We start from the raw sequence: 14,111 nt of genomic DNA on the forward strand, positions 1-14,111 counted from the left end.
ATGCCAGGATCGCAGCATTCGGCAGTTTCTACCCCGCGTGCTGGGTGCCACCCGCCCGGTCATCAGGGCCATCATTGGCGTATCTCTGGTGGCTTTCACCGCCCGACGCAGTCCCGCCACCCATTGCCACTCGTCGAAAAACCATCCACACCTGTTAGTTCTGACAGTAGCCAGATCAGTCCGCTTGGCGCCCAATCCTTTCCATTGTTCTGTACTTGAAACGTTGCGTCGAATTGGACGAGGATCTGCTCATGACCATGTTTCGCCCCTACCTGTTTCCCCTTTTTGAAGAGGTTGTCGGCTTGCTTTCACTGCACCCTCTGATGATCGCAGGCATGGTTGCACCGATCCTGGATGGCGATGGCGGCATCAGCATTGCTGTGGTCGAAGACCACGATCAGGGCGTGCTGTGTGTCATCGATCCGTGGACATCGATGCAGGAAGGCGACGCCATTGACATTTGGCTGGACACGCAGAAGGTACTCCACCTTGTGGTCACAACGGAGGACGTTAACCTGCGTTTTTTCTTTTACTTGCCGGCGGCGCTGTTCGTGCCCGGCTGGATCGAAGAGTGCTATTTCGTATTGCTGCGCAAAGGTGAAGTGACGCCAGACGACCCATCAGTGCCGCGACGTCTGCTGGTCAAGCTTGACCGGCCTGGTGGTCCCGACAAGGAACCACACAAACCCGGGCACTCGGAACTCAAGGCTGTACAGTTGCCCCAAGAGGTCATCGATAACGGTGTCGATGCCGGGTGGGCTGCGAAAGGGGTGCCGATGACGATTTCGCGCTACCCCAATATCGCTGTGCACGATACCCTCCAGGGAAAATGGGGTAGTGTCTTTCTCGAACCCTTCGTGCTGACGCAAGCGCACGTTGACGGGATAGACCCCATCGTGATCATCGCCAAGCAGGCCGATATTCTGGCCGGTGGCGACAGTCCGGCTCTGCTGGTGCAGTACGAGGTGTATGACCAGGTTTGGAACTTTTCGGAAAAGTGGTCACAAACCACCACTGTGAAGGTCGAAGCGGGCGCCTGGCGCCTGGAGCCGCCAATCATCAAGGAAGCGGACAATGGCGTCATTGACCTCAAGGCATTGAACCAACAGAACGTCACTGTGCAGATTCATATCCGGGAGGGAGAATTCGAGGTCGATGATACGATCAGGATGACCTGGATCGGCACGCCGCAAATCGGTAAACCGTTAATTCACATTTTGTCGCAGCTCATCACGAAAGTACCCAGCATCCTTGAATTCAGTGTCCCTTATGCTGAAGTCCGTGCCATCGCTATGGGCTCGGCCGATGCCTCGTACGTGCTAATCAAAAAAAACGGCGATCCTCCTCTCTCCTCCAAGCGGACTTTCGCCAGCGTGATCGGCGATGTCTATGCACACCCCGCGCCCGAGCTTCGCGAAGTGGTCGGCGAGATTCTGGAACCCGACACGAAGTTCGCCACTGTGTACGTCGCGTACCCGGGTATGGCCGAAGGTGACTTCATCGTACTGATCTGGGCGGGTACGCGATCCAACGGTACGCCGTATGTGCATCAGGAGCAGTATACCGTCAGCAGGAATGACGCCGAGAACAAACAGATCACGTTTTACATTTCAGGTGAACATATCAGCGTGTTGGTCAACGGTCTCCTCGATCTCTGGTACCGAGTGTCCAATGATAAGGCTTCGATCTATGGAGTGAGCGAATCCGAACACCTGCTGGTCAAGGTTCAGGCGATTCCTGCGACGTTGCCGGCGCCCAAGGTGCCGGAGGCGAATGACGACGTGCTCGATCCATCGAAGGTGTTCGATAAGGTCACCGTGCTGGTCGACTACCTGGGAGCCAAGAAGGGCGAAATTCTGACCATCCATTGGATCAGCCCCAATCCCTTCGCCAGTACCAGTGACTGGTTACCCATCACCACGGTGACTGAAGGCAAACCGGTTCCGTTCCGAGTGGATGCCGACTTTGTTACAGCCAGCATCGGGCTGTATGTCAAGGTGCGTTACACCCTCAAACACACCACGGGCTTGTACAGCTATTCGGACACATTGAATCTGATGATTGGCTATCTGGTAGGTGAACTGCCCCCACCGGACGTGATTCAAGCGGAGGGTGAACCATCGAACGCCACGCTTGACCCGATGAAAGCGCTCGCCGGTGTCGACATCAAGGTCGGCTATGCCAGCATGGACCCGCTACTGGATATCATCGGTCTTTATTGGCGGGGCGTCCCGGGGTCAGGCACTTCCGAAGATCTGGAACTGCCGGGGCATGACAGTAAAAGTGTGCTGTTCCAGCTGGCCGCCTGGTTCGTTGGCGCCAATATCAACAAGATGGTGAGCGTCAGTTATGGCGTGAAACGTTATGGTTACTCGACTCATTCAGAGACGACGAGCTTGAGGATCCTGGCTTTTCAGGATCCCGAAAATGAGCTGCCGCGCCCGCAAGTGCCACAAGCAACCGCGGGTGTTCTTGACCTGATGACCTTTACCGGGAACCCCGACGTCAAGGTCAAGGCATGGCCGCACATCGCGCTCAAGCAGCGTGTGTGGCTGTGGCTGGAAGGCAAGACCGGCTCAGGGGCGTCATACCCCATCAATTTGCTTGAAGGCGTAGAGATCACTCAAATACACCTCGACAACGGCCTCAATGAAACCGTGCTCAGAACCGAGCTGCTGAAACTGGGTCACGCCTCGCCAGCGACTGTGGTGTGCCAGGTGACATTCGATGGCAGTGTTGAGCAACATACTGCGATCAACTTCCCGGCATTGCCCCTGACCATCAGAACCCGATACGACTACCTCACGCCCATCATCGACAAGGTAATCGATGCCCGCGCCGAAGTGCCTGAAGGCGGAACGACCCGGGATAAGGAGGTTACGCTGGAAGGTACGGCGACACGCGAACAGACCGTCGAGCTTTTCGAAGAGCCGTCCCTGTCCCTGGGAACCGCGCTGGTTGGTACCGACGGGGTCTGGAGGAAAAAGGTCAGCAATCTGACGGAGAAACGCTATCGCATCACCGCCAAAGCACTGTATGACGCGGTCCCTGTTTCCAGCGAGCCCCGAACATTCACCGTCGACTTTGCCGTTACGCCGGACATCACGTCCATCACGGACTCCAAGGGTGAGGTCGAACCGGGAAAAATCACCTATGACAACAGCGTATTGATAGAAGGTGGCGCGACACCTGGCGAACAGGTTCGGCTGCTGGACGGCACGACCCCCGTCATTACTCTGGATGTTGACGATAAAGGCAACTGGAATCACCGGTTCAATAACTTGAGTGTAAAAACCTACAGCCTGAGCATCGAAGCGCTGTACGACGTGGAGCCCACGACAAGCCCGCCACGCACCTTCATTGTGGCTCAAGCCGTTACACCGACCATTTCCTCGGTCACCGACATCAGAGGCGATATCGCCAATAACGGCACGACCTATTACCGGTCCGTTACCCTGAGCGGTAAAGCCAGTGCCAACGAGCAAATCGAACTGCGAGATGGGGACACCCCATTAAAAACCATCCAGGTCGGGGCCGATGGCATCTGGACCGATGTATTCGACAACCTGACACTGAAAGGCTACAGCCTGACTGTCAAAGCGTTGTATGGCAGCGGGCCAGTGTCGAGCCCCGCTCGAGTATTTACCGTGGCCGCGCATATCTCGCCGACCATCACCAGTGTCACCGATGCCGCAGGTGCGTCGGTGGCCGACGGTGCCACCACTTACGCCTCCCGAGTCACCGTGAGCGGCAAGGCCACCCCACGTGAGGAAGTTGATCTTTATGATGGCGCCAACAGAATAAGATCCGTGACAGTCAAGCCCAGTGGTGAGTGGGAACTGCTTCTGGACGTGATAATCAAGTTTTATAGCATTACAGCTCGTGCCCGGTATGAGGTCAGCCCGATATCGAGTCCGGCTCGAACCTTTGTGGTGGCCGCGCACATCGGACCGACACTGACGTCGGTCAAGGCATCCGGTGTAGAACTGCCGGATGGGGATAGCACGATTGCGACTTCGGTCGCATTGACAGGCCAGGTATCGCCCAATCATGAAGTGCAAATCCGCGATAACGGCAGCCCCAGGCATACGGTGCGCGCCAATGGCACCACCTGGAGTACGACGCTTTCCGTGGGGGTTGGCGGGCACAGGATTACGGCCTACGCGATCGCTACCGGGCGGGAATCGAACAGTCGTGGTTTTACTGTTCGTTCACCGATACCGCCGCTGACCATCAATACCAGCCATGTCTCGTTGTCTGCGTGGATATTCCGCATGGAAGTCACACCGCCGAATCCACCTGCAGGCGCCTTTGTCGACAGAGGTGCCAGCGGTGGTGTTCCACCCTATCGATATGCCTCAAGTAATCCTGCGGTCGCCGAGGTAAACAGTTCCACCGGGAGGGTCATTTCCAAAGGTAATGGCAGTGCTCAAATCACTGTATGGGACAGTGTGAATCAAACGGCCTCCTACTCGGTATCGACTTCAAATGTGTACCGTATTTTTGGTACTGGCATATTTGGTTCCTATCCCAGCTGCAGTCAGAGGGCTGCGCAGATGGGCGGTCGGATTCCCTCGTTGGCAGAGTGGCAATCTTACGTAAATATTTACCGAGGTATTGAGACTGAGCGCAGATGGTGTTGGGCTGCCGATCGCGCCGGCCTGAAAACGCAGTGGGCTTTCTACCCGGCAACAGGCGCAGCTCAGCCAATTTGGGATTGGGCTTTCAACAGGCAGAGTGCTGATGGTTTTGGCATCAGAGCCGGTTAGGGAAGTACGTAAAACGAGTAAACCCTGTAAGGGGCTTTACTCGTTTTACGTGAGAGTTAGTTCGAACCTGGCAGTCCAGGAGGGGATTCCTGTTTCAGGCGGTCGACAGTCTCCAGGCCACTGACGTTGACCCACCGAAACTAAAACCGTTCGTCAGAAAACCACCAGAACCTGCCATTTCTGACAGTAGTCAGCCCCCCCCCTCTCAGCTCATAAATGACTCCGTCGCCCATTCCTTCGACAGGAGTCTCTGCCATGCTCATGCAACCCCTGAGAAACCTCGCCCCCTTGGCCCTGCTCGACCCGGAAATCCCTGGGCGGACTGAGCCGCCGCTGGCCTCCGGGGAATGGGGGATCAACCTCGCCGCCGCGAAGGGCAACTTTCCCGAGGGGCTGAAAGTCCATATTCCGGCCTGGACGAACATGAGCAGAGGCGACACGGTCAGATTGCTGCTCAACGGCAGTGTGGTGGATCAGCACACCCTCGCCGAGGACACAGAAGTCGGTGAGCGCGTCACCTTGTGGATCGCCCACGGCCGCCTGCACACGGGTTCTTATACCCTGAGTTATGACGTCAAGCGCCTCAGCCAGGCGCTCGAACCCTACCTGCAGCTGCTCAAGCTCCGCGTCAAACTCGAACGGCCTGGCGGTCAGGACCTGGATCCGGATGCTGGCGAACATTCCGAGCTCTACCTGCACACTGACCCGGCGATCATTGCCGACGGCGTGGACAAGGACACCGCCAAGGACGGCGTGGACATCATCATTCAGGCCAAGCCGGGCAGCCCCACCACACAGCCGTACCCGAACATTGCCGTGGGTGACAAGATCATAGTGAGCTGGGGCGGCGAGCTGGTGCTGTCCGATCCGGTCACCCAGGCGCAGATCGACGACCCGGACAACCATCCCATCGTCGTCCACATCAGCGAATCGGTCATCCTGAGCGCGGGGGATTCGGGCCCCGAGGGCCTGGCCGTGACCTTCATGATCCATGACCTGGTCAACAACGCGTCCGAAGACTGGTGCCTGGAAACGCGCATCGTGGTCGACACCGGCAACTCGCGGCAGGATGCGCCGATCCTCGAGCAGGCCGACGGCAATGTGCTCGATCTGGACATGCTCGGCGATGCCGCGATGAAGCTTCTGGTCTGGGCCGCCTCCGTAGACTTCAAGCTGCACGATGTCATCATCATGCACATCAAAGGCACCACTCTCGACGACAAACCCATCGACATCGAGGTTCGTCAGTCCATCGATAAAACCCCGCCCCTGGTGGTCGAGGTATTACTGCCCAACAGCGCCGCCCGTGCATTGGCCAAGACCCAGGCGGTGTTTTTCTTCGAACTGGAACGCCCCGGCGCGGTCATCCCGCGTTCGAAGGGCCGCTTCATCAACATCATCGGCGAGGCCCGGCGCCTGGCGGCGCCTATTGCCGAGGACGCACAGAACGGTGCCCTTGATCCTGATCTGCCGAGCATCCGTGTGCGCATTCCCTTTGACGAAATCTTCCAGGTCGGCATGGCGATCGAACTCAAGTGGTTCGGCCGCCGCGCCGACCTGAGCACCTACGAGCCGGAACTGGACTGGTACTTTCCGAGCCAAGGCGAAATCGACGACAAGGAAGACTTCTTCATCACGGTGGAGGGCCGGCACCTCAAGACCCTTGAGGGCGGCACGCTGGAACTGTCGTACAACCTGCTCAGTGAAGAAAACGGCGAAATCGTCAAGCGCGGATCATTGTCCGCCGCGCTGCTGAACGTCGGTGAAGCGAAATTTGAACTGGTCAAACCCATCGTCCTCGGGGAAAAGGACGGTGCGCTGGAACCCAAGGATCTGCCCAACGGCACCGGCAAACTGACCGCGCCCAGGCCGACCGTCAACCCGACCCAATCCGGGGACGTGGTGACCTACACCTGGCTCGGCGAGGTCAGTGGCAAGCAGGAAGACTCGATCACCCTCAATGCGCTGTCCAAGGACAAGGACGTGGTTTTTACCCTCAATCTCATGTTCGTCGCCGCACACATCGAGCCGAACCGCGGCAGAAAGGTGACGGTCAAGTACAGCATCTGGCGTTTCGCGACGGGCGAGACCAGTTATTCGAACCCGTTGGAATTCACTGTGGGCGAAGTGTTTGACCTGGAACCGGCACCGCCGCGCATCCAGCAGGCCGAGGCCGATGGCACCACCCTGCTGCCCATCAAGGCTGTGGACGCGCTGACGGCCCTCATTCCTGCGGACGGATGGTTGCCGACTGACAAGTTGAGCGTGACCTGGAGCGGCGCATCGGGCACTGCGGCGGGCGGTTCGCACACCACTGATCCGAAGCCGATCAGTGAAACCGGGCTGAGCATCGCGCTGTTGGTCTCGGTGCTGGCGTTCAACCTGGGCCGGGCGGTGACGGTGACCTACACCATTACCCGGGATGGCAAGTCTATCACTTCGCAGCCGTTGATTTTGAACGTCGGCACCTTGCCGGCTTCGGCACTGAACTCACCGCTGATTCAGGAAGCCGACGCCAATAACGTGCTGGACGTCGGCGCACTGGGTGGAAAAAACGTCACGATTCGTGCGCTGAGTTGGGCGCTGATCGCGGTGGGTCAGCAGGTGTGGATGACCCTGGAGGGCCAGAAAGCCGATGGTTCTGCGCATAACCTGACGGTTTGGGCAGGGGGCAGCGCCCACTACGTCAACGATACCTGGTTCAGCCAGGGCTATTGGCTGCGCAGTGTCGCCAACAGCCACTTCACAGCGCTGGGCGATGACAGCCGCTTGAGGATCAAATTCTGGGTGGCGCTGGATCAGAGTAACAAGGTGGAGAATGCGGTGGCGTTTGTGGATCGGGTTTACACGATCAGGGCCTTTGAAGTCGTGACACCGACCATCACCCGGGCCGAAGACTCCAAGGGGGCTGAGATTCCTCCAGCCGGGTTCACCGTCGACACCACCGTGACACTCACGGGGACCGCCAGTAAGGGTCAGAAGGTCCAGGTCCTGGACGGCGACACGATCAAGGGGGAGGCGACCGCCGATCTCATCAGCGGCATTTGGACCCTTGTCATGACCGCCCTGAGTTTGGCCGCCCACAGTTTCACCGCCAAAGCGCTGTACGGCGCTGGGGCTTCATCGGCCGCCAGGGTAGTACATGTGGTGGCGGCCACGGACCCCACCATTACCTCGGTGAAGGATGCCAGCAATTGGGATATCCCCGATATGGGCTACACCGTCCACAACCGCGTCACCGTCACCGGCAGCGCGCCCCGCGGTCATAAGGTGGAAGTCTTCGTCGGAACCGTCTCCATGGGCAAAGTCGAGGCCGGTAGCAACTCGCTCTGGACAATCACACTGAACGGGTTGGCGCTTAACGTGCAGCACAGCATCCAAGCCATGGGCCAGTACGCAAGCAAGCCACCGTCGAACGTGTGGCGCCTTACATCAGTACAAGGCCAGGTGCCGGACATCACCGCCATGGATGATTCCAAAGGTGGGGCGATTGCCAATGGGGGAACCACTTACGATACCAGCGTGCGTCTGAGGGGGACGGCCAATGCGTTTCTTGCGGTCGAGATTTTTAATGGATCGATCTCCAAGGGCAAAAGCAGAGTCGACGCTAGTGGCAACTGGACTTTGACGGTCACGGCGCTGCCCCTTGCAACACATGAGTTCACGGCCAAAGCATGGTATGGATCAAGCACAGTGTCGACAGCCTGGAAAGTGACCGTGGCACCGTTGATTATTGTCGACCCATCACGACTTACTCTGTCTGGCGCCAACTTGTTTACGCGATCGACTGCATTCGTGCTAAGCGGATTCGACCCCGTGGGAACCGCTGCCGAACGCCGGGGAACCGGCGGGACACCTCCCTACACCTATTCATCGTCGAACTCTGCCATAGCCACAGTCGATAGCACAGGCATGGTCAGAAGCCAAGGAAACGGGAGCGCAGCCATCACGGTTCGGGACAGTCAGGGACGCACCGGGACGTTCGAAGTGGTATGTTCGGGGGTCGAGGAAATGGTACTGGACCCTCGTATTTTGACGGCAGGCGTGACTGCGTACATACAAAGCCAAGGTGGACGCACTTTCCCGCGAGACCCCGAGCCGCGGATGGCAAAATACCGGCGCACGGCACCCGACTCTCGATATATGTACCTCATAGGTTACGAACTGACCGGCAACACGTGGCACCCGTGCGAAGCTTACCAGCAGACGTCCTCAGGCAGATGGCACACGAAAACCACCAATCGCGAATACTCGAGTTTTCACGTAGGGACGATATACCTAAGATAATGCAAATACCGGCCTCTCAGCGCGTATAGGCCGCTATAAAAAGAAGGCCCGCAGCGAATGCGGGCCTTTTTTTGTCTGCTTGATTGTTGTGGTGTTGCTGATGGCCCCTTCGCGAGCAAGCCCACTCCCACATTTGACCGAATCCTTTCAGGAGAAATACGGTCGGAATGTGGGAGCGGGCTTGCTCGCGAAGGCGATCATGCAGGCGCCACAGAAACCCCAGGCTCAACCACCGCCACCAACCCTTCCTTCATCCGCCTGGCATCCCTGACAAAACACCGCGACGCCAAAAACAGAAACACCATGGTAAAGAACAGCGCCACCGGAATCAGGTACATCGCGTCATGCAAACCGACAGCTTTGAACGCTTCTGTCATCTGCTCGGCACCCGCCGAGAGCATCGCGCTATGGGCGAAGTGATCCGACAAACCGCCGACCACCACCGGCCCCAATCCCCCACCCAACAGATACAACCCGGCAAAGAACAACGCCATCGCCGTGGCTCGCAGGCGCGGTTCGACCACGTCCTGGATCGCCGTGTACACGCAGGTATAGAAGTTGTAGGCGAACAACCACCCCAGGCTGAACACCGCGACAAATACCCCGATCTCGATCCGTCCGGCGTGCAGCGCCCAGGCGGTGCACAGGGTCGAAATGATCAGACTGAATCCCGCGAACAGTAGCCGTCCATTGGCCACGCGCTGGTGAATCTTGTCAGCGATCCAGCCGCCAAGCGTCAGGCCGAACAGTCCGGTCACCCCGACGATCACCCCAGTCGCCACCGCGGCGTCCTGCAACGGCATCAGGAAATAACGTTGCAGCATCGGCACCAGAAACGAGTTGCAGGCATAGGTGGCGAAGTTGAAGCACAGCCCCGCCATCACCAGCCACAGAAAGGTCGGCACCGCCAGTACTCGACGGATAGGCCGGTCTACGCGCTCCTGAGACACTTGCACGCTTTCCGCCGCGCCGCGTTTCGGCTCTTTGATGAAGAACATAAACACCGCCAGGATCAGCCCCGGCACTGCCGCAATAAAGAACGGCGCGCGCCAGCTGTCAAATGCCTTGACCATCCAGCCGATGGTGAAAAACGCCAGCAGTAACCCCAACGGCAGGCCAAGCATGAAAATGCCCATGGCCCGCGCCCGACGGTGAGCCGGGAACAAATCGCCGATCAGCGAATTGGCGGCCGGTGCGTAACTGGCTTCACCGATGCCGATGCCCATGCGCACGACCAGGAAACTCCAGAAACTGCCCACCAGCCCGTTGACCGCGGTCAGCCCGCTCCATGCCGCCAGGCCCCAGCCCATCAACTTGCTGCGCGAACCGGTATCGGCCAATCGCCCCAGAGGCAGGCCGGCAATGGCGTAGACGATGGTGAATGCGGTCCCGATGATCCCCAGTTGAAAATCGCTGAGATGCCACTCCATGCGGATCGGCTCGATGATGATGGCCGGAATGGTGCGATCGAAGAAGTTGAACAGGTTGGCCAGGAACAGCAGGAACAGAATGCGCCAGGCATTCGCCGCTTGGGTCGAGTTCTGCATGGGTCCGTCTCTTTATTGTTATTGGGGCTTCACTGTCAACGCATTCGAGCCCGGAACCGTCAATCTAGTCAGGCCCGCCAGCGCTGTCTGTAATTATTCGTAATCCTGATACCCCTCCATGGCCACCCATGAGGGCCAGAAAACAATTTATTTCCAATCGTTCTAAAAGCCATTCCAAAAACATTGGCATTAATATGCCACCACCTCTTGCGCTCCATGCAAGGCCTCTATACTGCAAGCATTCGCCAGCGCGCATTGCGCCGGCCAGGATGGTTCAGAGATGGGGCATGCTATGGAGTGGCTTGGTTTGCATTTCATGACCGGGCTACCGGAGGGCGGGCAGGTCATACTCGATTGCACCCATAACCCTTTTCTGGTGTTACTGGCCTATCTAGTGGCCTGCGTGGCCGGTTTCGCCACACTGGACATGACCGAACGGGTCGGCCATGTGGAAAAATCCGCCTCCCAACGACTCTGGCGCTGGGTCGGTGCCGGGTGTCTGGCAGGCGGTATCTGGGCCATGCACTTCATCAGCATGCTGGCGTTCCAGGTGCCGATCGAAATCCGTTACCACCTGCCCACTACCCTGCTCTCGCTGTTGTTCGCCCTGACCGCCTCATGGCTGGCCATGTACACCCTCAGCCATCCTCAGCCGAGTTTCCCGCGATACCTGCGAGCCGCAGTCTGGATCGGCCTGGGCATCGCGACCATGCACTACGTGGGTATGGCCGCCCTGCGATCGAATGCGCTGATCTATTACCAACCTGTCCTGTTCGCCCTCTCCATCGTGATCGCCATCGGTGCCAGCCTGGCCGCCCTGCTGATGTCCAGTCACCTGCGCGATGGCGCTGGCGTCTTTCATCAATTGCTCAAATACATTGCCAGCCTGGTGCTCGGGGCCGGCATTGTCAGCATGCATTTCACCGGCATGGCGGCACTTAGCCTGGCGCTGCCCGCTGGCGGCCTTCAATCGCTGCCCGACGATAACAATCACCTGCAACTGGGGCTGACGGTGGCGGTTATGACGCTGCTGATCATCGGCAGCGGCATCAGCGCTGCATGGGCGGACAAAAAACTGCAACACAAGGAGCGTGACCTGCAGCGGGTCAACGCCCTGCTCAGTCAACTGGATCAGGCGCGCATGTCGCTGCAACAAGTGGCGCACTACGACCCCTTGACCAACCTGATCAACCGCCGAGGCTTCAACCAGATCTTCGCCGAGAAACTCATCGAGAAAACCAACGAAGGCGGCATGCTGGCGGTGATGTTCCTCGACATCGACCACTTCAAGCGGATCAATGACAGCCTCGGCCATGATGCCGGCGACGAATTGCTTAAAGTCCTGGCCAGCCACATCAAGTCCTCGGTACGCAGTCACGAAGACGTGGTGGCGCGCTTCGGAGGCGACGAGTTCTGCATCCTCATCACCCTGTACGACCGTGAAGAAGCGCGGCAAATGGCCCAGCGCATCATGCTGAAAATGAAGGAGCCCATCGAGTTGTCCGGACGGCGCATGGTCATGACCACCAGCATCGGCATCAGCCTGTTTCCAGAAGACGGCAAGACCTGTGAAGAACTGCTGAAAAACGCCGACCTGGCGCTGTACCAGTCCAAGGATTGCGGTCGTAACGCCCTGCATTTTTTCAGTTCAAACCTGAAAACCCGCGCCACCCTGGAGTTGCAGCTTGAAGAGGAACTGCGTCACGCCCTGCGCGAAAACACCGGGTTGATGCTGTATTACCAACCGATCTATGACCTGAGAATTGGCCAGGTCACCAAACTTGAAGCGCTGATTCGCTGGCAACATCCGGTTCACGGATTACTCACGCCGGATCGGTTCATCACCATTGCCGAAGCCAACGGTCTGATCGCCGAGCTGGACAACTGGGTGCTGCGCAAGGCCTGCGAGGACTTGGGCGAGCTGTCCCGACACGATTGCGAAGAACTCAAAATCGCGGTGAATTGCTCGCCCCTGAACCTTGTGCGAGAGGAACTGGCCAATGAGATCGAACACGCCCTGCACGCCTTTGGAGTCGCGCCACACCGACTGGAACTGGAAGTCACCGAGAATGCGCTGATGGGCAATATCACCAACACCTTGGTGTTGCTGCGGCAGATCCGTGCCCTCGGGGTCTCGTTGTCGATCGATGACTTCGGCACCGGCTATTCATCCCTGGCCTACCTCAGGCGCCTGCCATTAAATACGTTGAAGATCGACCGCTCGTTCATTCAGGACATCCCCAAGGCCACCCAGGACATGGAAATCGTCCAGGCCATTATCGTCATGGCCCATACCCTGCATTTGCAGGTCGTCACCGAAGGTGTCGAAACCTTCGAGCAATACGATTTTCTCGAACGCCATGGCTGCGATTTCGTTCAGGGCTACCTGCTCAGCCGTCCGGTGCCGCTGGCCGAGTTGCGCCCAGTGCTGGCCGAAATCAATCAGCGCAAGCACATGCACACCGTCAATCCTTTGAGTCTGGCTCGCGGTACAACTGCACTAGCGTCGATGGATCCTTTTCCAGGAACCCCTGCCCCCCATGGAGGCGCATCAGTTGTGCGGCCAATCCGCTGATCGGCGTGGCCGAGCCTTGTTCGCGGGAGAATTTCACGGCGCTGTCGAGGTCCTTGAGCAGCGTGCGCACGTGCCATTTCACCGGCTCGAAACGGCTTTCTGCCATTTGCGGCGCGAGAATCTGCAACGGTTTTGAATCGGCGAAACCACCGGCCAGCGCCTCGGCGATCAGGCGCGCGTCGACCCCGGAACGCTCGGCCAGCGCCACCACTTCGGCAATGACCAAGGCATTGCAGGCGACGATCATCTGATTGCAAGCCTTGGTCACCTGCCCCGCACCAACGGCACCCATATGGGTCACGCGCTGGCCAAGGGTCAACAACACCGCACGCGCGCGCGCAAGGTCTGCCGCTTCGCCCCCGACCATAATCGCCAGGCTGCCGGCCTCGGCACCGACCACCCCGCCGGACACGGGCGCATCGAGCCAACTCATACCGGTTATACGGGCCAATTCGGTCGCCATTTCTCGCGTCGCGGTGGGTTCCAGGCTGGAAAAATCCACCAGCAACTGTCCGCTTTTCCCACCCTCGGCAACGCCTGCCGCGCCAAACACCACTTCACGAACAACAGCGGTATCGGCCAGACACAGCATCACCAACTCCGCGTGCTGACACAGCTCGGCCGGTGTCGCCACTTGCCGTGCGCCGGCCTCGACCAGCGCTACGCACTTGTCGGGGTTGCGGTTCCACACCGTCAGCGGATAACCCGCCGCCAACAGGCGCTGGCACATTGGCAAGCCCATCAGGCCGATTCCGGCAAACCCCAGCGCAGGTAACGTTGCCATCATTTAGCCTCCCTTTGATTAAAGATCATCGAATATTGGCCGATTCATCATGATTAAGGAAAGGATTCCCCCGAGCGATGCTCAGGCCCAGGCCCTGACGCTTGGGCCACATTCGCGCTGCAAAAAAGACGCGAGATCCCATTCCGTGA

At 58.5% G+C, this 14,111-nt stretch carries 5 protein-coding genes; 3 read left to right on the forward strand and 2 right to left on the reverse strand.

Going from position 1 to position 14,111, the window contains the following annotated elements:
* Nucleotides 1–251: 251 nt before the first annotated feature.
* Both PSH88_RS24105 and PSH88_RS24110 read left to right on the forward strand, forming a co-directional pair.
* Nucleotides 252–4,769: an immunoglobulin-like domain-containing protein gene (locus PSH88_RS24105; RefSeq protein WP_305423071.1), complete on the forward strand. Its 4,518-nt coding sequence runs from the start codon at nt 252–254 to the stop codon at nt 4,767–4,769.
* Between the two features lie 255 nt (nt 4,770–5,024).
* Complete coding sequence (locus PSH88_RS24110) at nt 5,025–9,056, forward strand: immunoglobulin-like domain-containing protein (RefSeq protein WP_305423072.1); 4,032 nt, start codon at nt 5,025–5,027, stop codon at nt 9,054–9,056.
* Between the two features lie 197 nt (nt 9,057–9,253).
* Here the strand turns inward: PSH88_RS24110 and PSH88_RS24115 are convergent, their stop codons facing one another.
* Nucleotides 9,254–10,603: a spinster family MFS transporter gene (locus tag PSH88_RS24115; RefSeq protein WP_305423073.1), complete on the reverse strand. Its 1,350-nt coding sequence runs from the start codon at nt 10,601–10,603 to the stop codon at nt 9,254–9,256.
* Nucleotides 10,604–10,895: 292 nt separating this feature from the next.
* On the opposite strand from PSH88_RS24115, the gene PSH88_RS24120 reads away from it, so the two are divergent.
* A complete protein-coding gene (locus tag PSH88_RS24120; protein WP_305427051.1) occupies nt 10,896–13,178 on the forward strand; it encodes a putative bifunctional diguanylate cyclase/phosphodiesterase in 2,283 nt (760 codons plus the stop codon).
* Here the strand turns inward: PSH88_RS24120 and PSH88_RS24125 are convergent.
* A complete protein-coding gene (locus PSH88_RS24125) occupies nt 13,069–13,965 on the reverse strand; it encodes an NAD(P)-dependent oxidoreductase (RefSeq protein WP_305423075.1) in 897 nt (298 codons plus the stop codon). The two genes, PSH88_RS24120 and PSH88_RS24125, sit on opposite strands and share 110 nt — an antisense overlap.
* Between the last annotated feature and the right edge of the window lie 146 nt (nt 13,966–14,111).

This window comes from Pseudomonas wuhanensis (assembly GCF_030687395.1).
In the GTDB taxonomy this organism is placed as follows: domain Bacteria; phylum Pseudomonadota; class Gammaproteobacteria; order Pseudomonadales; family Pseudomonadaceae; genus Aquipseudomonas; species Aquipseudomonas wuhanensis.